This window comes from Xanthomonas sp. NCPPB 1128, assembly GCF_001043115.1.
Lineage (GTDB): Bacteria > Pseudomonadota > Gammaproteobacteria > Xanthomonadales > Xanthomonadaceae > Xanthomonas_A.
Window position 1 is genome coordinate 83,920 of record NZ_LFME01000006.1, and the last position, 22,141, is coordinate 106,060.

At 68.0% G+C, this 22,141-nt stretch carries 16 protein-coding genes, 1 tRNA gene and 1 pseudogene; 17 read left to right on the plus strand and 1 reads right to left on the minus strand.

What is annotated here, in order from left to right; all coding sequences use genetic code 11:
• Positions 1-274 precede the first annotated feature (274 nt).
• From ACP93_RS06365 to ACP93_RS06375, 3 genes are read left to right on the plus strand one after another with little or no spacing between them, the layout of a single operon-like run.
• Entirely contained in the window at positions 275-2,476 is a 2,202-nt protein-coding gene (locus tag ACP93_RS06365) for an alpha-L-rhamnosidase-related protein (protein WP_048489924.1), read from the plus strand.
• Positions 2,473-3,957, plus strand: coding sequence for an MFS transporter (locus tag ACP93_RS06370; RefSeq protein ID WP_048489925.1), 1,485 nt, complete (start codon positions 2,473-2,475; stop codon positions 3,955-3,957). The genes ACP93_RS06365 and ACP93_RS06370 overlap by 4 nt, the downstream gene beginning before the upstream one ends.
• Before the next feature lie 8 nt (positions 3,958-3,965).
• Entirely contained in the window at positions 3,966-5,639 is a 1,674-nt protein-coding gene (locus ACP93_RS06375) for an alpha-amylase family glycosyl hydrolase (protein ID WP_204243650.1), read from the plus strand.
• A 15-nt stretch (positions 5,640-5,654) separates the two neighbouring features.
• Here ACP93_RS06375 and ACP93_RS06380 read toward each other — a convergent pair.
• A pseudogene (locus ACP93_RS06380) lies at positions 5,655-6,795 on the minus strand (LacI family DNA-binding transcriptional regulator); the annotation flags it as partial.
• A gap of 323 nt (positions 6,796-7,118) precedes the next feature.
• Here ACP93_RS06380 and thrS point away from each other — a divergent pair.
• From thrS to ACP93_RS06450, 14 genes are all read left to right on the plus strand, one after another.
• On the plus strand, positions 7,119-9,023 hold the full coding sequence (gene thrS, locus ACP93_RS06385) for a threonine--tRNA ligase (protein WP_048489928.1): 1,905 nt from the start codon (positions 7,119-7,121) through the stop codon (positions 9,021-9,023).
• A 63-nt stretch (positions 9,024-9,086) separates the two neighbouring features.
• Positions 9,087-9,611 (plus strand): translation initiation factor IF-3, encoded by a 525-nt coding sequence (gene infC, locus ACP93_RS06390; RefSeq protein WP_316685644.1) that lies wholly within the window; start codon positions 9,087-9,089, stop codon positions 9,609-9,611.
• A 367-nt stretch (positions 9,612-9,978) separates the two neighbouring features.
• On the plus strand, positions 9,979-10,176 hold the full coding sequence (gene rpmI / locus ACP93_RS06395) for a 50S ribosomal protein L35 (protein WP_010342861.1): 198 nt from the start codon (positions 9,979-9,981) through the stop codon (positions 10,174-10,176).
• 10 nt (positions 10,177-10,186) lie between these two features.
• Complete coding sequence (gene rplT, locus ACP93_RS06400) at positions 10,187-10,546, plus strand: 50S ribosomal protein L20 (protein ID WP_010342859.1); 360 nt, start codon at positions 10,187-10,189, stop codon at positions 10,544-10,546.
• A gap of 204 nt (positions 10,547-10,750) precedes the next feature.
• Positions 10,751-11,746, plus strand: coding sequence for a phenylalanine--tRNA ligase subunit alpha (pheS, locus tag ACP93_RS06405; protein ID WP_048489929.1), 996 nt, complete (start codon positions 10,751-10,753; stop codon positions 11,744-11,746).
• 122 nt (positions 11,747-11,868) lie between these two features.
• Positions 11,869-14,247 (plus strand): phenylalanine--tRNA ligase subunit beta, encoded by a 2,379-nt coding sequence (gene pheT, locus ACP93_RS06410; RefSeq protein ID WP_048489930.1) that lies wholly within the window; start codon positions 11,869-11,871, stop codon positions 14,245-14,247.
• A gap of 23 nt (positions 14,248-14,270) precedes the next feature.
• Positions 14,271-14,570 (plus strand): integration host factor subunit alpha, encoded by a 300-nt coding sequence (locus tag ACP93_RS06415; RefSeq protein WP_003466661.1) that lies wholly within the window; start codon positions 14,271-14,273, stop codon positions 14,568-14,570.
• Complete coding sequence (locus ACP93_RS06420; protein ID WP_048489931.1) at positions 14,551-14,907, plus strand: MerR family transcriptional regulator; 357 nt, start codon at positions 14,551-14,553, stop codon at positions 14,905-14,907. The genes ACP93_RS06415 and ACP93_RS06420 overlap by 20 nt, the downstream gene beginning before the upstream one ends.
• Before the next feature lie 104 nt (positions 14,908-15,011).
• A tRNA-Pro gene (locus ACP93_RS06425) sits at positions 15,012-15,088 on the plus strand.
• Positions 15,089-15,655: 567 nt separating this feature from the next.
• Positions 15,656-16,348 (plus strand): polysaccharide biosynthesis/export family protein, encoded by a 693-nt coding sequence (locus ACP93_RS06430; RefSeq protein ID WP_048489932.1) that lies wholly within the window; start codon positions 15,656-15,658, stop codon positions 16,346-16,348.
• Entirely contained in the window at positions 16,345-17,781 is a 1,437-nt protein-coding gene (locus ACP93_RS06435) for a GumC family protein (RefSeq protein WP_048489933.1), read from the plus strand. The genes ACP93_RS06430 and ACP93_RS06435 overlap by 4 nt, the downstream gene beginning before the upstream one ends.
• Before the next feature lie 309 nt (positions 17,782-18,090).
• A complete protein-coding gene (locus ACP93_RS06440) occupies positions 18,091-19,551 on the plus strand; it encodes an undecaprenyl-phosphate glucose phosphotransferase (RefSeq protein WP_017916111.1) in 1,461 nt (486 codons plus the stop codon).
• Between the two features lie 178 nt (positions 19,552-19,729).
• Entirely contained in the window at positions 19,730-21,007 is a 1,278-nt protein-coding gene (locus tag ACP93_RS06445) for a hypothetical protein (RefSeq protein ID WP_048489934.1), read from the plus strand.
• A complete protein-coding gene (locus tag ACP93_RS06450; RefSeq protein ID WP_048489935.1) occupies positions 21,004-22,101 on the plus strand; it encodes an acyltransferase family protein in 1,098 nt (365 codons plus the stop codon). Before ACP93_RS06445 ends, ACP93_RS06450 begins: the two co-directional genes overlap by 4 nt.
• Positions 22,102-22,141: the final 40 nt, after the last annotated feature.

The following is a 22,141-nucleotide window of genomic DNA, read 5'->3' on the forward strand; positions in this document are numbered from 1 at the left end:
AGACGCAGGCGCGACAAGACATCAAACAGCGGCATATCCCCTCCCAGGGCGACCGTGGCAGCGCATCGACTATAGCGACGCGGTCCGGGGCCGCCGTGGCGCATGCGATGAATACGTATGCACCTGTACGCGCCACAGTGCCGTCCGTCTACCATGTCCACAGCGCCCCGCGATGCGGAGGCGGCGACCGCAGCGCCGACATGCCGGCCTGCGCTTCCACCATGCAGGCAAAGAGGGAGGGAGGTCGATCGGTGCGAGCCGGTCTGCCGCTTCGATGCTGAAGATGATCTGCTTGGCCGCCACCTTGGGTGCTGCGGCGTCGGCGTCTGCTGGACAGACGTCATTGCAATGGCGCGGCCAGACCGCGCAGGCCGAGGCCAGCGCCGACGGCGGCTTCGTGCTGCGCGCGGCGTCGGGCACGCATACCGTGCCGGCGCAGCCGCTGCGCAGCGAGACCGACAGCCCGCTGTTCGATGCGCTGTTCGCGCTGGCGCAGCAGGAACTGCGCGACGACCAGGTGCAGGCGATCCGCGACCCGGCGTTCGATCACGGCAAACCGTTGCCGTGCGATTGCTACCAGACCGGCGAGCGCTGGCCGTACGTGTGGACCCGCGATGTCAGCTACGCCGCCGACCTGGCCCTGGCGCGGCTGGATCCGGAGCGCACGCGCCGCTCGCTGCGCTTCAAGCTGTCGCCGATGCGCGGCGCCGACGCGCTGCCGGGGCTGTTCGTGGCCCAGGACACCGGGTCGGGCGGCAGCTGGCCGGTGAGCAGCGACCGCGTGGTGTGGTTCCTGGCCGCGCGCCACCTGCTGGACGACCCAGGCTTCGCCGCCGACACACGCGCCGCACTCACCGCCACGCTGGCGCAGGATCGCGCATTCGCGTTCGACCCGCGCATCGGCCTGTACCGCGGCGAGACCTCGTTCCTGGATTGGCGCGAGCAGACCTATCCGGCCTGGACTCGCGAGGATGTCGGCTTCATCGCCAGTTCCTTCGCGCTCTCCACCAACGTGCTGCACTACCAGGCGCTGCGCCTGGGCGAGCGCCTGGCCCGTGCGCAGGGCGACACGCAGGCGGCCGCGCGCTACGCTGGCTGGGCCGATGCGCTGCGCCAGGCGATCGCGCAGCGTTTCTGGCGCGAGGACCGCGGCACCTATGTCGGCTACATCGGCACCGCCGAGCATCCGGTGCGCTACGAAAGCTACGATCTGCTGGGCCTGTCGCTGGCGGTGCTGGCCGACGTGTTGCCTGCCGAGCGCGCGCGCCAGGCGCTGGCGCGCTATCCGGCGGTGGAGGCGGGCAGCCCGGTGGTATGGCCGCAGCAGCGCGACGTGCCGATCTACCACAATCGGGCGATCTGGCCGTTCGTCAGCGCCTATGCGCTGCGTGCGGCGCGGCAGACCGACGACAGTGCGCGCATCGATCTGGAAGTGCGCTCGCTGCTGCGCGGTGCCGCGCTGGCCGGCTCGAACATGGAGAACTACGAGTTCCTGAGCCAGGCCGTGCAAGTCGACGACGGCCCGCTCAGCGGCCCGGTGGTCAATTCGCCGCGGCAGCTGTGGTCGGTCGCCGGCTACCTGGCGATGGTGATCGAGGGCGTGTTCGGCGTGGAGGACGACGGCCGCGTGCTACCCAAGCTGCCGACCAGCCTGGTGCCGCTGCTGTTCGGCGAGCGCCAGGAGATCGCATTGCAACTGCAGGACCGGCGCATCGTGCTGCGGCGTCCGGCGCAACTGCAGGGCGATCTGCTGGTTGCTGGCAAGACCCACAGCCAGGACGGCGTGACCACCGTCGATCTGGTGCCGCACCACAGCGGCAGTGCGCCCCTGGAAATGCTCACGGCCGCGGACGCCTTCGCACCGCTGGCACCGCCGGCGCCGCAGGTGCGGCGCGAGGCGCAGGGCTGGCGTGTGCAGGCGGATGCGGACACGGTGCTGTACGTCGATGGGCAGGCGCGACCCGGAAGCGCTGACCGCGCGCTGTTGCCGCTGGCCGAGCGCGTGCAATGCCTGAGCCTGACCCGGCAGGGCGCGCGTTGGGAGTCGTTGCATAGCCCCACCGTCTGCGTCGGCGACGTGGCGCGCGTGGACGGCGCCGATGACTGGGCCTGGACGGCGCCGCACGACGGCATGTACCGGCTGAGCCTGCGCTACGTCAATGCGCATGGCCCGATCAATACCGGCGTCACCGCGGCGGTGAAGCGCCTGCAGGTGCAGTGCGGTGCGGCGTTGCCGCAGTCGCAGCCGCTGGTGATGCCGCACAGCGTCGGCGAGCAGACCTCCACGGCGGCGGTGTTCGCGCTGCAGGCGGGGCAACGTTGCGTCGCGCGATTGCTGCCGGCGGCGAACATGAGCGCACTGCAACACTTCGCGCGCTATACCGGCGGGCAGGGCGGCGCCGATGGCGTGGGCAATGCCGCCGACGTCGCCGCGCTGCTGATCGCGCCGGCCGGCTCGATCGAGGAGCGCCCATGAGCGCCGTGCCACGCGCCAAGCCGGCGCTGTCGTTCTGGCAGATCTGGAACATGTGCTTCGGCTTCCTGGGCATCCAGTTCGGCTTCGCGCTGCAGAACGCCAACGCCAGCCGCATCTTCCAGACCCTGGGCGCGGACATGGAGCAGGTGCCGGGGCTGTGGATCGCCGCACCGCTGACCGGCCTGATCGTGCAGCCCATCGTCGGCTACCTGTCCGACCGCACCTGGAACCGTTTTGGGCGGCGCCGGCCGTACTTCATGGTCGGCGCGCTGTTCACCACGCTGGCATTGCTGGTGATGCCGAACTCGCCGGCGCTGTGGGTGGCGGCCGGGACGCTGTGGGTGCTGGATGCCTCGATCAACATCTCGATGGAGCCGTTCCGTGCCTTCGTCGGCGACCAGTTGCCGACGCGCCAGCGCGCCACTGGCTACGCCATGCAGAGCTTCTTCATCGGCGTCGGTGCGGTGGTGGCGAGCATGCTGCCGTGGCTGCTGGCGCACTGGGGGGTGAGCAACACCGCGGGACCCGGCGAGGTGCCGGCGACGGTGCGCTACGCGTTCTATCTCGGCGGCGCGGTGCTGTTCCTGTCCATCGGCTGGACCGTGCTGCGCACCCGCGAGTATCCGCCCGAGGATCTGCACGGCTTCGACGACGCCACGCCGGCCGTCACCGCCGCGCAGCCGCGTCGTGTCGATGGTGCCGCCGCGCTGTGGTGCGCGGTGGGCATTGCCGGGGCGGCGGCGATCGCCTTCAGTGGCGGCGACCGCATGCTGTATTTGCTGGCCGGGCTATGCATCGGCTACGGCATGCTGCAGGGCGTGGCGCCGCGCCTGCGCCGCGGGCATATGCTGGCGGCGATCGTGTGCGATCTGCAGACCATGCCGCGGGCGATGCGGCGCCTGGCTGGGGTGCAGTTCTTCTCGTGGTTCGCGTTGTTCGTGATGTGGATCAATACCACCGCCGCGGTGACCCAGACCCACTACGGCACCCAGGACGTCACCTCGGCCGCGTACAACGAGGGCGCCAACTGGGTCGGCGTGCTGTTCGCCGCCTACAACGGCTTCGCTGCACTGGCGGCGATCGCGATCCCGCTGCTGGTGCGCGCCTGCGGGCTGCGCGTGAGCCACCTGCTCAACCTGTGCCTGGGCGCGGCTGGCCTACTGTCGTTCCTGTGGATCCGCGATCCGCAATGGCTGCTGCTGTCGATGGTCGGGGTGGGCTTCGCCTGGGCCTCGATCCTGTCGCTGCCTTACGCCTTGCTGTCGGACAGCGTGCCGGCGGCGAAGATGGGCGTGTACATGGGCATCTTCAATTTCTTCATCGTGATCCCGCAGTTGGTCGCGGTCAGCTCGCTCGGCTTCGTGCTGACGCACTGGCTTGGCGGCCGGCCGCTGTATGCGCTGGCGATCGGCGGCGGCAGCCTGCTGGTCGCCGCGCTATGCGTGCTGTGGGTGCCGTCGGATTCGGGAGCGAACGCATGATCGATCGGATGTCGCTGTTGGCGCTGGCCCTGCTCGGTGCCTGTGCTGGGTCGGCGCAGGCCCAGGCGCCGGCGCAGGAGGAGTTCTACGGCACGCTGGAGCCGTTCGCCAGCGAGGCGGTGTACTTCGTGGTCACCGACCGCTTCGTCAACGGCGACCCGGGCAACGATCATCGTGACCAGGGCGGCGCGCATCGCACCTTCGACATCCCGATCCCGGCGCCGCCGGGCGAGAGCGACAACATCGGCTACCTCGGCGGCGACTTCAAGGGCGTGGTCGACAACGCCGGCTACATCCGCGACCTGGGCTTCGGCGCGGTGTGGATCACGCCGATCGTCGACAACCCGGACGAGGCCTTCACCGGCGGCAAGCCGATCACCTGGGGCAGCTCACTGAGCGACCGCGGCAAGACCGGCTACCACGGCTACTGGGGCGTCAACTTCTACAAGCTCGACGAGCATCTGCCGAGCCCAGGGCTGGATTTCGCCGGCTTCACCCAGTCCATGCACGCGCAGCAGCTGAAGGTGGTGCTGGACATCGTCGGCAATCACGGCTCGCCGGCCTGGACCATGCCCAAGCGGCAGCCGATGTTCGGCCAAGTGTTCGACCGCGACGGCAAGCTCATCGCCGACCACCAGAACCTGCCGCCCTCCAAGCTGGACCCGGCGCACAACCCGCTGCACGCGTTCTACAACACCGGCGGCAACCTGGCACAGCTGTCCGACTTCAACGAGCGCAATCCGGCGGTGATGGAGTACCTGGTCGGCGCCTATTCGCAATGGCTGGGGCAGGGCGCCGATGCGTTCCGCATCGACACCATCGGCTGGATGCCCGACAGCTTCTGGCACGAATTCGTGCGCCGCATCCGCGCGCAGCGCCCGGGCATGTTCATGTTCGGCGAGGACTTCGACTACAACGCGCGCAAGATCGCCGGCCACACCTGGGCCAGCAACGCCGGCGTCAGCGTGCTGGATTTCCCGCTCAAGCAGGCGCTGGCGTCGACGTTCGGCCACGCCCAGCGCGGCTACGAGACGCTGCAGCCGGCGCTGTACCTGGAGCGCGGCCCGTACGCCAATCCGTACGAGCTGATGACCTTCTACGACAACCACGACATGGCGCGGCTGGACGCCAGCGACGCCGGCTTCATCGACGCGCACAACTGGCTGTTCACCGCGCGCGGTATCCCGGTGATCTACTACGGCTCGGAAACCGGCTTCATGCGCGGCCGCGCCGAACACGCCGGCAACCGCAACTACTTCGGCCAGGAGCGGGTGAATGCTGCGCCGAGCAGCCCGATCTTCGCACCGCTGCGGCGCATCGCCACGCTGCGCCAACGCAGTCCGGCGCTGCAGCGCGGCCTGCAGCTGAACCTGCAGTTGTCCGGCGACGAGGCGGTGTTCTACCGGGTGTTCCAACACGCGGGCAGCACCCAGACCGCGCTGGTGCTGCTCAACAAGAGCGATGTGCCACGCACGCTGGAGGTGCGCCGCTACCTGCAGCCCGGCACCTGGCACGACGGCTTCGACGGCAGCGCCATCGAGGTGAGCGATGCGCTGCGCGCCGATGTGCCGGCGCACGGCGTGCGCGTGTTCCTGTCCGATGCGCCGATCGTGCGGCCAGACCTGCGTGCACGGCTGCGCTGGCTGATGGCGGCCAAGGACGGGGTGGCACCGGCGCCCTGAGCGTGGTGCGTGCGTGCCTGCGTCGGCTCTCTGAGGTCTAGGGCTGCCGACAGGCGGTTGTGCTGCCGTGACGCAGTCCGGCCCCGTCAGCTGCGCAGCGAGGAGCCGCGCAGCGCCAGCGTCACTGGCAGGGTGCGGCTGCTCACCGGCTGCCCGGCGATCTGCGCCAGCAAGGTGTCCACCAGCACCGCCCCGGCCAGTTTGGTGTCCTGCTGTACCGTCGACAGCGCCGGATCGACGCTGGCGGCCACCGGGATGTCGTCGAAGCCGGCCAGGGCCACGTCCTCGGGCACGCGCAGGCCCTGCTCGCGCAAGGCCTTGAGCGCGCCGATCGCGATCAGGTCGCTGGCCGCGAACAGCGCATCGAAGCGCTCGCCGCGGCCGAGCAAGGCCAGGGCGGCCTCGTAGCCGGACTGCTCGGTGGTGATCGCATCGACCTGCAGCGCCGGCGTGGCCTCGGCGCCGGCCGCGCGCAGCGCCTGCAGATGGCCGCGGTAGCGTTCCAGGAACTCGGGGTAATGGTTGGAGGCGTCGCCGAGGAAGGCGATGCGGCGGCGGCCCTGCGCCAGCAGGTGCGCGGTGATGTCATGGCCGCCCTGAAAGTTGTCGCTGCCGATCGACACCCCGGGCTGCCCGGGCAGCACCGCGCCCCAGCGCACGAAATGGGTGCCTTGGTCGACCAGGTGCTGCAGCCGCTGCTGCGCCTGCAGATAGTCGCCGTAGCCGAGCAGGATCAACCCGTCGGCCTTCTGGCTGTCGCCGTAGTCGGCGCGCCAGTTGTCCGACAGTTGCTGGAACGACACCAGCAGGTCGTAGCCATGGCGGGCGCACGCGCGGGTGATCGATCCCAGCATCGAGTGGAAGAACGGGTTGATCAGCGAGTCGTCCGTGGTCGGATCTTCGAAGAACAGCAGCGCCAGGGTGCCGGCATTGCGCAGGCGCAGGCTGGAGGCGTGCTTGTCGACCTTGTAGTTCAGCTCGCGCGCGATCGCCAGGATCTTGCGCCGGGTCTGCTCGTTGACCGCCGGGCTGCCGCGCAGCGCGCGCGAGACCGTGGGTTGCGATACGCCTGCCAGGTAGGCGATGTCCAGCGATGTGGCCTTGCCTTTGATGGCGGCGCGTCCGGTGCGGAGAAAACGTCGGCGAAGCATGCCATGGCGCCCGCCGCAGCTCTTGCTGCGGCGCAGCGTAGGCCTTGGAGGCGCATCAGGAATGACCGATTTGGTAAAAAACGCATTTACCGTTTTGGTAAAGATTGGTTTACCATCTTGCCCTACCACAAGATCCGGACATGGGTGGCCCGCGGCGACGCCGGCCGAGCGTGCGACATGAGCACTACCACCGCCCTCGCTTGATTTCCCGCCCAAGGCTGTCCGAGCAGGCGCCCTGGTGGCGCCTTCTTTCTGTCCCGCGCCCCGCCACGACTGCCACCACGGTGGCGTGGACGCCGTCCCCCCGTTTCCCTTTTCGCCGACTCCCATGATCACGATCACGCTCCCCGACGGCAGCCGCCGCGAATTCGAACACCCCGTCAGCCCCATGGACGTGGCCCAGTCCATCGGCCCCGGCCTGGCCAAGGCCACCATCGCCGGCCAGGTCGACGGCCGCCTGGTCGACGCCTGCGATGTCATCGACCACGACGCCAGCCTGCGCCTGATCACCGCCAAGGACGCCGAGGGTGTGGAGATCATCCGCCACTCCTGCGCGCACCTGGTCGGTCACGCGGTCAAGCAGCTGTATCCCGAGGTCAAGATGGTGATCGGCCCGGTCATCGCCGAGGGCTTCTACTACGACATCTACAGCGAGCGCCCGTTCACCCCCGAGGACATGGCGGCGATCGAGAAGCGCATGCAGGAACTGATCGCGCAGGACTACGACGTGATCAAGAAGGTCACTCCGCGCGCCGAGGTGATCGAACTGTTTAAGCAGCGCGGCGAGGACTACAAGCTGCGCCTGATCGAGGACATGCCCGACGACGTCACCGCGATGGGTCTGTACTACCACCAGGAATACGTGGACATGTGCCGCGGCCCGCACGTGCCGAACACGCGCTTCCTCAAGGCCTTCAAGCTGACCCGCATCTCCGGCGCCTACTGGCGCGGCGACGCCAAGAACGAACAGCTGCAGCGCATCTACGGCACCGCCTGGGCCGACAAGAAGCAGCTCGAGGCCTACATCCTGCGCATGGAGGAAGCCGACAAGCGCGACCACCGCAAGATCGGCAAGCAGCAGGACCTGTTCCACCTGCAGGAAGAGGGCCCGGGCCTGGTGTTCTGGCATCCCAAGGGTTGGTCGATCTGGCAGGTGGTCGAGCAGTACATGCGCAAGGTCTACCGCGACAGCGGCTACGGCGAGGTGCGCTGCCCGCAGATCCTGGACGTGTCGCTGTGGCAGAAGTCCGGCCACTGGGACAACTATCAGGACAACATGTTCTTCACCGAGTCGGAGAAGCGCACCTACGCGGTCAAGCCGATGAACTGCCCGGGCCACGTGCAGGTGTTCAACCAGGGCCTGCACAGCTACCGCGACCTGCCGATCCGCTACGGCGAGTTCGGCGCGTGCCATCGCAACGAGCCGTCCGGCGCGCTGCACGGCATCCTGCGCGTGCGCGGCTTCACCCAGGACGACGGCCACATCTTCTGCACCGAGCAGCAGATCGAGGCCGAGGTCACCGCCTTCCACCAGCAGGCGCTGAAGGTGTACGGCGACTTCGGCTTCGACGATATCCAGATCAAGATCGCCTTGCGCCCGGAAAAGCGCCTCGGCGACGACGCCACCTGGGACAAGGCCGAGGCCGCGCTGCGCGCCGCGCTCGGCGCCTGCGGGGTTGAGTGGCAGGAACTGCCGGGCGAGGGCGCCTTCTACGGCCCGAAGATCGAGTACCACCTGAAGGATGCGATCGGCCGCACCTGGCAGCTCGGCACCATGCAGGTGGATTTCATGATGCCCGGCCGCCTCGGCGCCGAGTACGTGGACGAACACAGCCAGAAGAAGCATCCGGTGATGCTGCACCGGGCCATCGTCGGCTCGATGGAGCGCTTCATCGGCATCCTGATCGAGCACCATGCCGGCATGTTCCCGGCCTGGCTGGCGCCGGTGCAGGCCGTGGTCATGAACATCACCGACGCGCAGGCAGACTATGTAGACAGCGTGCGGAAACTCCTTGCAAATCAAGGCTTCCGCATCGAGGCCGATTTGCGGAACGAAAAAATCGGTTATAAGATTCGCGAACACACGCTGCAGCGGGTGCCGTACCTGTTGGTCGCAGGTGACCGCGAGACGGAAAACGGCGCGATTGCGGTCCGTATGCGATCGGGGGAGGATCTGGGCACCATGTCGGTCGCCGCCTTCGCCGAACGGCTGCGCGCCGAGCAGTTGGCGTGACACCACCCTGGTACGGACGGAGCCTCCGTCCGCACCAGTCCGATTCCCCTGGGAGATTGCAACATCAGTACCCCTGACAACAAACAGAACCGCAAGAACCAAGAGATCCGCGTGCCGCGCGTGCGCGTGATCGGCGCGGACGGCGAGATGGTCGGCGTGTTGAGCCGCGACGAAGCGCTGGCGATGGCCGAGGAAGATGGTCTGGATCTGGTCGAGATCCAGCCGCAGGCCGATCCGCCGGTCTGCAAGATCATGGACTTCGGCAAGTTCAAGTTCGAGCAGCAGAAGAAGGCCAACGAAGCCAAGAAGAAGACCAAGCAGGTCGAGATCAAGGAAATCAAGTTCCGTCCGGTCACGGACGAAGGCGATTACCAGATCAAGCTGCGCAACATGCGCCGCTTCATCGAGGAAGGCGACAAGGTCAAGGTCAACATCCGCTTCCGCGGTCGCGAGATGAGCCATCAGGAGCTCGGTCGCGAAATGGCCGCGCGGATCGAAGCCGATCTGGGCGAGGATATCGTCATCGAATCGCGTCCGCGCCTGGAAGGCCGGCAGATGGTGATGATGATCGCGCCGAAGAAGCGCTGACCGCAGTAGGTCAGGATCGCGTCCCGCCATGTGCGGGCGCGACCGTCGGGCGCCTTGCTGGGGCCTTTCGCATGTCCCGACCGCGGCACCCGCCGCCGCGTGCTTGCGCCGTGGCCGCGTCCGGCACAGCCTTCCCGATTCCCGATTCCCGATTCCCGATTCCCGGCGCGCAAGCGCCCGATTTGCAAGGCATTCCAAGCCCTGGCATAATGCGCGGCCCAGTTCACCGGGTTTGCCGTTCGCGCGGCAACAGGACCCGCCCGGATCCTCAATGGATCAAGGGCTTACAAGCAGGTAAGGGCACGGACGGAAAGTGTGGCGCAGCCACCGCCCTGACCAGTGACAAAACACCATCAAGGACATTGCAATGCCCAAGATCAAGACCAACCGGGCGGCGGCCAAGCGTTTCCGCAAGACCGCCTCCGGCAAGTACAAGGCCGGCCACGCCAACCGTAGCCACATCCTCACCAAGAAAGCGACCAAGCGGAAGCGCAACCTGCGGCAGACGAACCACGTCCGTGCCGAGGACGCAGGCCGTCTGGACCGTATGCTTCCCTACCTCTGAGGACTGAACCATGGCTCGAGTCAAGCGTGGCGTCCAGGCGCGCCGTCGTCACAAGAAAGTTCTGAACCTCGCCAAGGGCTACTACAACGCCCGTCGCAAGGTCTTCCGCGTCGCCAAGCAGGCGGTGATCAAGGCGCAGCAGTACGCCTACATCGGCCGCAAGCAGAAGAAGCGCAATTTCCGTTCGCTGTGGATCACCCGCATCAACGCGGCGGCCCGCATCAACGGCATGAGCTACAGCCGTTTCATGAACGGCCTGCTCAAGGCCGGCATCACCCTCGACCGCAAGGTGCTGGCGGACATCGCCGTGCACGACGCGCAGGGCTTTGCCGCCCTGGCGGAGAAGGCCAAGGGCGCGCTGGCGGCATAAGTTTGCGAATCCCGCAGGAACCCGCGCGTCCATGTGCGGGTGTTCGGCGGGAGCCATCGCAGGCATGCAGGGGAAGGGCGCAAGTCCTTCCCCTTTTTGCGTTTTAGGCGTCCCGGCAACGGGGCGCCTGCCGGGTAGGTGAGGTTCCGCATCGGCGGGACACGGTGGCCACGGGTTCGGCCGGAGCAGTGAGGCGCGAGTGCAATGAGTGAGATCGATTCCCTGAGCGGGCAGGCGCTGGCGGACATCGCCGCGGCGCAGAGTCCGGAGGCGCTGGAGCAACTGCGGGTCGCGCTGCTCGGCAAGAGCGGCAGCATCACCGCCCAGCTCAAGCAGCTCGGTGCGCTGGCGCCGGAGCAGCGCAAGCTGGCCGGCGAGGCGATCAACCGCGCGCGCGACACGGTCTCCGCCGCGCTGGCCGAGCGCCGCACGCTGCTGGAAACCGCGGCGCTGGACGCACGCCTGGCCGAGGAGCGCATCGACGTGACCCTGCCGGGCCGGCGCGGCGAACGCGGCGGGCTGCATCCGGTCACCCGCACCCTGGAGCGCATCACCGAGATCTTCGCGCGGCTGGGCTACGAGCTGTCCGACGGCCCCGAGATCGAGGACGACTGGCACAACTTCGAGGCGCTGAACTTCCCGCCGCACCATCCGGCGCGGGCGATGCACGACACCTTCTATTTCGGCGATGGCCGCCTGCTGCGCACCCACACCTCGGGCGTGCAGGTGCGCTACATGGGAGAGCATGCGCCACCGCTGCGCATGATCGCCGCCGGCAAGGTCTACCGCAGCGACAGCGACCAGACCCATTCGCCGATGTTCCATCAGGTCGAAGGCCTGCTGGTCGACGAGCACGCGACCTTCGCCGACCTCAAGGGCACCCTGGCCGAGTTCGTGCGCGCGTTCTTCGAGCGCGATTTCCAGATGCGCTTCCGCCCCAGCTACTTCCCCTTCGTCGAACCCGGTGCCGAGGTCGACATCGCCTGGCAGCAGCCCGACGGCAGCACCCGCTGGCTGGAAGTGCTCGGCTGCGGCATGGTGCATCCGAACGTGCTGCGCAACGTCGGCATCGACCCGGAGCGCTACACCGGCTTCGCCTTCGGCATGGGCGTGGAGCGCTTCGCGATGCTGCGCTACGGCGTCAACGACCTGCGCGCCTTCTTCGAGAACGACGTGCGGTTCCTGCGGCAGTTCGCTTGAGGGCGGGGATTTGGGAGTGGGGATTGGGGATTCGTTGAAGCGAGTTCCCTTCCAATCTTCCGGTCCCACGCGTAACCGCTCCTGCGAATCCCCACTCCCAAATCCCCAATCCCGGCTCCCCAATGAAATTCAGCGAAAACTGGCTGCGCAGCCACGTTCCGACCCAGGCCACGCGTGAGCAGCTCACGGCGACCCTGACCGCCATCGGCCTGGAGGTCGAGGAGGTCGTGCCGCTCGGTGACGGCCTGCAGCAGGTGGTGGTGGCGCGGATCGTCGAGGCCGCGCCGCATCCCGAGGCCGACCGGTTGCAGGTGTGCCGGGTCGATGCCGGGCAGGGCGAGCTGCTGCAGATCGTCTGCGGCGCGCCCAATGCGCGCGCGGGACTGGTCGCGCCGCTGGCGCTGGTCGGCGCGCAGGTCGGCGGCCTCGCGATCAAGCCGGCCAAGCTGCGTGGGGTCGAATCGAACGGCATGCTGTGCTCGGCCAAGGAGCTGGGTCTGGACAGCGACGCGTCCGGCCTGTTCGAACTGCCCGACGATGCGCCGATCGGCCAGGCGCTGACCGAGTACCTGGGGCTGCCCGATGCCAGCATCGAGATCAAGCTCACCCCCAACCGCGCCGACTGCTTCGGCGTGCGCGGCATCGCCTACGACGTGGCAGCGGCCTGCGGCAGCGACGTGTTGCCGCTGGCGGTGACGCCAGCGGCGGTGAGCAGCGAGCGCACGCTGTCGGTCGCGCTGGACGCGGGCGCCGACGCGCCGCGCTACTGCGGCCGCGTGGTCGAGGACCTGGATCCGGCGGCGAAGACACCGTTGTGGATGGCCGAGCGCCTGCGCCGCAGCGGCGTGCGTCCGCTGTCGCTGCTGGTGGACATCACCCAGTACGTGATGCTGGAACTGGGTCAGCCGATGCATGCGTTCGACCTGGACACCTTGCAGGGTCCGGTCGGCGTGCGCCACGCCCGTGCCGGCGAGACCCTGACCCTGCTCGATGGCCGCGAGGCCACGCTGGAACCGACCTTCTTGCTGGTCACCGACGCCGATCGGCCGGTGGCGCTGGCCGGGCTGATGGGCGGCCACGCGACGCGCGTCACCGAGGCCACCCGCCACGTGTTCCTGGAGGCCGCGCATTTCGCCCCGGCGGCGATCATGGGCCGTGGGCGCAAGCTCGGCCTGCATACCGATGCAGGCCATCGTTTCGAGCGCGGCGTGGACCCGGCATTGCCGCGGCAGGCGCTGGAACTGGCCACGCGGCTGGTGCTGGAGCTGGCCGGCGGGCGTGCCGGGCCGGTGGTCGAGGCCGCGTTGCCGGAATTCCTGCCGGCGCCGGCACCGATCGCGCTGCGCCGCGCGCGTATCCTGCGCGTGCTCGGCATCGAGATCGCCGATGCCGACGTCGAGCGCATCCTGCGTGCGCTGGGCATGGAGGTCGTCGCCTCGGCCGATGGCTGGCAGGTCACCGCGCCCAGCCGTCGCTTCGACATCGCCATCGAAGAGGACCTGATCGAGGAACTGGCGCGTATCCACGGCTACGACCGCCTGCCGACCACCTTGCCCGGCGGCGCCACGCGCATCGCCATGGACAGCGAGACCCAGTTGGACGAGCGCAGCGTGCGCCGCCAGTTGCTGGCGCGCGATCTGCTGGAAACCATCAACTACGCCTTCGTCGATGCCGCGCTGCTGGACCAGTGGGGCCTGCACGACGGGCGCGTGGCCCTGGCCAATCCGCTCAGCGCCGAACTGGCGGTGATGCGTCCGTCGCTGCTGCCGGGGCTGGTCGCCGCGCTGGGCCGCAACGCCGCGCGCCAGGCCGGGCGCGTGCGCCTGTTCGAGCTGGGCAAGGTGTTCGCTGCCGCGGCGGAAGCCGGCGCGGCCCCGACCGAGGCCCAGCGGGCGGCGGCGGCGGTGTGCGGCGATGCCGACGCCCTGCAATGGGGCCTGCCGGCGCGCAAAGTCGATTTCCACGATCTCAAGGGCGACCTGGAGGCCCTGGCCGCCGCGTCCGGAGCGCGCCTGGACTACCGGCCGTCGGCGCACCCGTTCGCGCATCCGACCCGGTCGGCCGACGTCTATCGCGACGACGTGCGGATCGGCTGGATCGGCCAACTGCACCCGCGGCTGCTGCAGGCGATGCAGATCGACGTGGACGTGCTGGCGTTCGAGCTGGACCTAGCGCCGCTGGCCACGCGTGCCCTGCCGCGCGCCGCCGAGCTGTCGCGGTTCCCATCGGTGCGTCGCGACCTGGCCTTCGTGGTGCCGGACGCGGTGAGCTGGGCGGCGCTGGCGCGCAGCGTGCGTGCGGCGGTGGGCCCCTTGCTGCGCGAGGTGGTGCTGTTCGACCGCTACGTCGGCGCGGGGGTCGAGGCGGGTTGCAAGAGTCTCGCTATGGGCTTGATTTTGCAGGACAACACGCGCACTCTGACAGACCGCGACGTGGAGGCGGTGGTCGCCGATGCCGTGGCTGCGCTGGCGCGCGAACACGACGCGCGGATGCGTGGTTGAGAAGGACAGGGGATAGCAGGGCAATGGCGTTGACCAAAGCGGAAATGGCCGAGCGGTTGTTCGACGAAGTCGGGCTGAACAAGCGCGAAGCCAAGGAATTCGTCGATGCGTTCTTCGACGTGCTGCGCGATGCGCTCGAGCAGGGGCGTCAGGTGAAGCTGTCCGGTTTCGGCAACTTCGACCTGCGCCGTAAGAACCAACGGCCCGGCCGCAATCCCAAGACCGGCGAAGAGATCCCGATTTCGGCGCGGACGGTGGTGACCTTCCGTCCTGGACAGAAGCTCAAGGAGCGAGTGGAGGCATATGCTGGACCCGGGCAGTAACCGCGAACTTCCGCCGATTCCGGCCAAGCGCTACTTCACCATCGGTGAGGTCAGCGAGCTGTGCGACGTCAAGCCGCACGTGCTGCGCTACTGGGAGACCGAGTTCCCCAGCCTGGAACCGGTCAAGCGGCGCGGCAACCGCCGCTACTACCAGCGCCACGACGTGCTGATGGTGCGGCAGATCCGCAGCCTGCTGTACGAACAGGGCTATACCATCGGCGGCGCACGCGTGCGCCTGGACGGCGAGGGTGCCCGCCAGGAATCGGCGCTGAGCAACCAGATCATCAAGCAGGTGCGGCAGGAGCTGGAAGAAGTCCTGCAGTTGCTGCGGCGCTGAGCCGCCGCGGCGCTAGCGGACGCTAGGAATGGCCGCGGCAAACCCGCTATAATCGCCAGCTCGCCGAAAGGCGGGCCCGCCATGACGGCGGAGACGCAACACACCGGGGTATAGCGCAGCCTGGTAGCGCACTAGTCTGGGGGACTAGTGGTCGTCGGTTCGAATCCGGCTACCCCGACCATCTTTCGAAGGCCCATGCCCACGACATGGGCCTTTTTGTTTGGACGCGGGGGCTGACTGGCGGGCACCGGGAACGTGCCTTCTGAGCGTTCAGCGCGCATGCCGGCTGAGTGTCGGGGTCGCCACACAGGGCGATCTGTAACGCCGTGAGGGACGGCGGGCACATGCCGTAGACAAAAAGCGCGGGAGTGCGCCATTTCAGCGCGGCGTTGTCGCCCAGCCGAATCGGAAAGCCCCGCGAGAACTGGGAGCGATGCAGCGTCAATGCATTGACATTGGTCACGTTAACACCACGTCGATGGAACGTTCACTGGCCCTTGCTACGCTGAATCGCCGGACATGTAGTTGAACCCTCCCGTTACTGCGTCAAAAAAATGTCGGGTAACGCCTTGGTGACGGCAGATGCCTGTGCCATAGTGCGTTGCAACACGAAGCTTCGCTGTTGGCCAGGGCCGTTCGTCCTAGGCAGGAATTGACACCGTAATCATCCCCGGCCGGGACGGAACCCTGGCCGGCTGGACGAGTGCGGCGCTTCGAAAACCATCGACAGAGGGCATCAGCATCGCGCATGGGTAAACTTTCCGTGACCTTCCATTGGGCGCTGGCCCTTTTCTGCCTGGCGCTGCTGTCGGCATGCAACAGCGGGCCGGCGATGCGGTCGGACCTGCCGCCGGGCGATCCGCTTGCCGCGTCCATGGGCAAGCCGGAATACCTGCTCGGCCCGGGCGACCTGCTCACGGTCAAGGTGTTCCAGGTCGACGATCTGGAGCGCCAGGTGCGGGTCGACAACGAGGGCCGCATCTCGCTGCCGCTGATCGGTGACGTCAAGGCCGCCGGCTCCAGCGTCAACGCCCTGCAGAAGGAGATCGCCGATCGTTACCGCAACGGCTATCTGCAGAATCCGCAGGTGTCGGTGCTGGTCGATGAGTTCACCGGCAATCGGGTCACGGTTACCGGCGCGGTCAGCGAGCCGGGCATCTATCCCATCCAGGGCTCCGCGCTGACCCTGCAGCAGGCGTTGTCGCTGGGCAAGGGCGTCAGCGACGTGGCCAGCCGCGGCAACGTGGTGGTGTTCCGTACCGTCGGCGGGCAGAAGATGCTGGCCCGTTTCGATCTGCGCGATATCCAGAAGGGCGCCGCGCCCGATCCGGCGATCTACGGCGGCGACATCGTGGTGGTGTACCGCTCCGATGCGCTGGTGTTGCTGCGTACCGTGGTGCAACTGACCCCGTTCGTGATGGTCTGGAGGGCCTACCGATGAGCGCCTCCACCTTGCCTCCCGCCTCCGCGCCGCGTCCGCGCACCGCGCCGGCGCCACTGAGCCCGGCCGACATCGGCCTGCTGGATTACTGGAATGCGCTGTACCGCCAGCGTTGGCTGATCGTCGGCATCACTGCTGCGGTGGTGCTGCTGGCGCTGCTGGCGATGCTGCTGATGACGCCCAAGTACCGCGCCACCAGCGTGCTGCAGATCGAGCGCGAATCGCTCAACGTCGCCAACGTCGCCAACCTGATGCCGGTGGAATCGCCGCAGGATCGCGACTTCTACCAGACCCAGTACGAGCTGCTCGGCAGCCGTTCGCTGGCGCGGCAGGTGATCCGCGAGGCCAAGCTGACTGAGGCGGCGGCGTTCAAGCCGCTGGTCGACGAAGCCTTGGAGAAGCTGCAGGACAACGGCGACGGGCGGGCGCCGACGCCGCAGGCGCGCGCCGCGGCGGCAGAGAATGCGCTGGTCGGCCCGGTGTTGGATGCGTTGACCATCGAGCCGGTCCGCGATTCGCGCCTGGTGCGGATCAATTTCGATTCGCCCGATCGCGTGCTGGCCACGCGCGTGGCCAACACCTACGCCAAGATGTTCATCGCCTCGACCCAGGAGCGCCGCCTGCAGGCGTCCTCGTTCGCCGCGCGTTACCTGTCCGAACGCCTGGCGCAACTGCGCGACAAGGTCGAGGAGTCGGAGAAGAACGCGGTCGACTATTCCAGCCAGGAACAGATCGTGTCGATGGGCGAGGACAAGCCTTCCCTGCCGACGCAGAACATGAGCGAGCTGAATGTGCGCCTGGCCGCGGCGCAGGATGCGCGGATCAAGGCGGAGGCGGCCTGGCGCCAGGCCGGCATCGGCGACGGCATGGGCCTGCCGCAGGTGGTCAGCAGTCCGCTGATCCAGAGCCTGCGCACCGAACAGGCCAAGCTGACCGCCGACTACCAGCAGAAGCTGGCCACGTTCCAGCCCGGCTACCCGGAAATGCAGCGGCTGCAGAACCAGATCGCCGAGACCAAGCGGCAGATCGCCAACGAGATCGCCAATATCCGCAGCGCGCTGAAGAACGACTACGAGGCGGCGCGGCAGCAGGAGACCCTGCTCAGCGACCGCATCGCGGCCCTGAAGAACGACGAACTGGACCTGCAGACCCGCAGCATCCGCTACACCATGCTGCGCCGCGAGGCCGATACCAACCGCCAGCTCTACGACGCGCTGCTGCAGCGCTACAAGGAGATCGGCGTGGTCGGCAACGTGGGCACCAACAACATTTCGATCGTCGACCGCGCCGATGTGCCGGGCAAGCCGAGCTCGCCGAAGAAGCTGCTCGGCCTGGCGCTGGCCTTCGTGTTCGGCCTGTTCCTGGCGGTGGCGGTGGCGCTGGTGCGCTACTTCATCCGCGAGGCCGAAGCCGCGGCGGCGGCATCGGCGTGATGTCGCGGTGTCATGGCGCGCCGCACCGCGCGAGGCGCGGGTGCGTGCCGCACCGCACACAACGGCATCGGTTCGACGCACAGTCTTCAGTGAGGTGATACGTGGTTCAGCTAGGCAATGAGGTGCTCCATTATTTTCCAGCGCGGTTGTACGAAGACGTTGTTCTGTTGAAGTAATCACGGGCTGCCGTGGACCTGGGGTCGGCGAGGGAGGCGCCGCAGCGGTCCACAGGCAGGCGAAATCGAGGCCCGGCGGCGTCGCATGTTCCCCCGCATGCCGACCGACCGGGTTTGGATAGGAATCCCGATCATGCTTTTGGCAGACCTGAGTAGCGCCACCTATACGACCTCCTCGCCGCGCATGTTGTCCAAGTACGCGGCCGCGGCAGACATCCTGTTGCGCGTGTCCGACCTGACCGTCATGGTCGGCGGCGCGTTGCTCACCCACCGGTTGCTGTTCGGCACCTGGATGCCGGAACCGGCCTACCGGGTGGCGATCGGCACCACCCTGCTGTACGCGGTGATCTGCTTCGCGCTGTTCCCGCTGTACCGCAGTTGGCGCGGGCGTGGCCTGCTGCGCGAGATGATGGTGTTGAGCCTGGCCTGTGGCGGCGTGTTCGCCCTGTTCGCCATGCATGCCTTCGTGGTGCAGTTCGGCCAGCAGGTCTCGCGCCTGTGGATCGGCACCTGGTTCGTCACCAGCCTGGGAACGCTGCTGCTGTCGCGCACGCTGGTACGTGGCGTGCTCAACCGGCTGCGCTCGGAAGGCGTGGACGTGCAGCGCGTGGTCGTGGTTGGCCTGCGCCATCCGGTGGTGAAGATCCACAACTACCTGAGCCGCAATCCCTGGGTGGGCATGCAGGTGGTGGGCTACTTCAGCAGCGACTACGACCTGTCCGTGGCCGACCATCCGCAGAAGCTGCAGTGCCTGGGCGAGGGCACCGCCGACGCGCTGATCGACTACCTCGACGACCACCAGGTCGAGCAGGTGTGGATCTCGCTGCCGCTGGGCGAGCGCGACCACATCAAGCAGCTGCTGCAGCGCATGGACCGCTATCCGATCCAGGTCAGGCTCATCCCGGACCTGTTCGACTTCGGCATGCTCAACCAGTCCGGCGACCAGATCGGCAACGTGCCGGTGATCAACCTGCGCCAGGGCGGCGTGGACCGCAACACCTACTTCGTGGTCGCCAAGGCGCTGCAGGACAAGCTGGTGGCGCTGGCAGCGCTGGCCGTGCTGTGGCCGCTGATGCTGGCGATCGCGGTGGGCGTGAAGCTGAGCTCGCCGGGCCCGGTGTTCTTCCGCCAGCGCCGCCATGGCCTGGGCGGGCGCGAGTTCTACATGTACAAGTTCCGCTCCATGCGTGTGCAGCAGGAGCCCAGCGACGTGGTGGTGCAGGCCACGCGCGGCGACAGCCGGGTGACCCGCTTCGGCGCGTTCCTGCGCCGCACCAGCCTGGACGAGCTGCCGCAGCTGTTCAACGTGCTCGGCGGCAGCATGTCGGTGGTGGGGCCGCGTCCGCACGCGGCGCAGCACAACACCCACTACGAGAAGCTGATCCACCATTACATGCAGCGGCACTACGTCAAGCCGGGCATTACCGGCTGGGCGCAGGTCAACGGCTTCCGCGGCGAGACGCCGGAACTGCGCACGATGAAGAAGCGCATCCAGTACGACCTGGACTACATCCGCCGCTGGTCGTTGTGGCTGGACACGCGGATCATCGTGCTGACCGCGTTCAAGGTGCTTGGGCAGAAGACCGCCTACTGATGCGCCCGATGCGTCTTCTTCCCGCCGACCGTGAACAGCGCCGGCGTCGCTTCCGCGTCGCCGTCGTTCCCGTCCTGCCTGCGCCGAACGGCGTGGCGCGCGACACGTTGCTGCCGCACGTGACGGCAGCGCATCGCCGCGTTGGCGTGCAACGCGGCGCCGCCGCAGCGAGGTGCGCATGCTGAGCGTGCCGGACATGCCGCTGCGCGAGCAGCGCCGCAACCTGCTGATCGAACTGGTGCTGCTGTTCGCGGTCGGCTACAACTTCGTGCTGGCGGTGATCAACGCAAAAGTGTTCCGGGTCAGCCCGGCGATGACCTATGCGGTGGAGCTGGCGGTGTACGCCGCCTGCTTCCTGCTCGGCCTGCGCGCGCTGGACCGCAAGCGCATGGCGATGGTGTTCACCGGCATCGCGCTGCTGGCGCTGCTGATGCTGGTGCGGCTGTTCATGGCGTGGACGCTGGATCCGAAGTTCTTCCGCGATGCGCTGATTCCGTTCGCCTTCCTGCTGCTGGGCGCGGCCTACACCGGCTCGCTGCCGCGCATGTTCGTGCGCATGGCGCTGCTGGTCTCGCTGGTGGCGGTGTTCGAACTGGCGCTGCCCAAGGTCTACGGCGACGTGGTCAACCCCAAGAGCTATTTCGTCAACGCGCGCGGCGCCAGCGCGTCGAGCTTCTGGAACCAGGACAGCAACCTGTTCGTCAGTGCGACACGCCCGGGGGCGCGCAACTTCCTCCCGTCCTCGAACTTGCCGCGCGCCTCCTCGGTGTTCATCGAGCCGGTGACGATGGGCAACTTCATCATCTTCTTCACCGCGATCCTGCTGACGTTCTGGCGCTGGATGCGGCCGATCGCGATCGTTGCCTCGGTGGCGATGATCGGCTTCCTGATCGTGGCCTCGGACGGGCGCCTGGCCGCCGGTACCTGCGTGATGATGGCGCTGCTGAGTCCGTTGCTGCTGCGCATGGACCAGCGCCTGGGCTTCTTGATCTTCTTCGCGGTGATGGGCGGAGCGTGGCTGCTGGTGTGGGCCTCCGGCATCCAGAGCTATGAGGACACCACGCTGGGGCGGGTGTTCTTCACCGTCGATTCGATCCGCAGGATGAGCGCCGATGCGTGGATGGGGCTGGACGTGGACCAGCCGTACCGCTACTTCGACAGCGGCATCGCCTACTTCATCTCCTCGCAGTCGGTGCTGCTAGTGCTGGCGTTCCTGCTGGCGTACTCGTTCGCGATGCTGATGCGCACCATCGAAGGGCAGTTGTTCAAGAACCTGCTGATCTTCGCCTTCTCGCTGAGCCTGCTGGTCTCCAACGGCTATTTCTCGATCAAGACCGCGGCGCTGTGGTGGTTCGTGTGCGGGTGCCTGTGGCAGATGGCGCCGCGCCTGCGCGATGCGTCCGCGCTGCCTGCGGGGCCGGGCCCGGTCTCGCGGATTCCGGCGGTGCCGGCATGAGTGCGCCCGCCACGGCCGTCTCCGCATCCGTGCCCGCGCAGGGCCGCACCGCGCGAGCGAGCGCGGTGCGCGACATGCGCATCGATGCGGCCAAGGCGATCGCGATCCTGCTGGTGGTGTTCGGGCATGCCAAGGGCATTCCGCACGCCTACGTGATCCTGGCCTACAGCTTCCACGTGCCGATGTTCTTCCTGTTGTCGGGCTGGGTCGGCGAGGCCTTCGGCAACCGCCCGCTGACCCTGGCCACGGTCGGCAAGCTGGCGCGCAGCCTGTTGCTGCCGTACGTGGCGTTCTTCTTCGTCGCCTACGCGTACTGGATGCTGACCCGGCATATCGGCAGCAAGGCGCAACTGTGGGGCGACCGGCCGTGGTGGGAGCCGCTGCTGGGCCTGGCCAGCGGCATCGGGCCCAAGCTCTACGTGATGCCTGCGCTGTGGTTCCTGCCGGCGCTGTTCGTGACCACGCTGGCCTATCTGGCGCTGCGCCGGACGCTGTCGTTGCCGGTGCTGGCCGGGCTTTCGTTGCCGCTGGCCTGGGGCTGGGCGTGCTGGTTCCCGGGGCAGGACATGCGCCTGCCGTTCTCGCTGGACGTGCTGCCGGTGGCGTTGTGCTTCTTCGCGATCGGCGCGCTCGCCGCGACGCGGGCGCAGTGGTGGCCTGCACGGCCGGCCGGCAATGCGCTGGCGGCGGTGCTGCTGGGCGCGGCCTGGTTCGCGATCGCCTGGCACAACGGCCGCGTGGACGTGAACATGCTCAAGTTCGGCGATTCCCCGCTGGGGTTCCTCGCCGCCAGCCTGCTCGGCAGCGCCATGGCCTTGTGCGTCGCCGGGCTGGTGCGGCACTGGGGCTGGCTGCAGTGGATCGGGCGCAACACCCTGCTGATCCTGTGCACGCACACCTTGCTGTTCTCGGTGATGGCCGGCGTCGCCGCCCGCACCGGCCTGGTCCGCGGCGATGCCTGGGGACCGGCCTGGGCGGTGTCGGTGAGTGTGCTGGCGGTACTGGCCAGCGTGCCGATCCGCGCGGTGCTGGTGCGGGTCGCGCCGTGGATGATCGGCGTGCGCCGCAGTGCGGTCGCGGGAGCGACGGCATGACGGCGGCGCTGCGGGCCGCGCACGGGCGCGATGGAGGCCG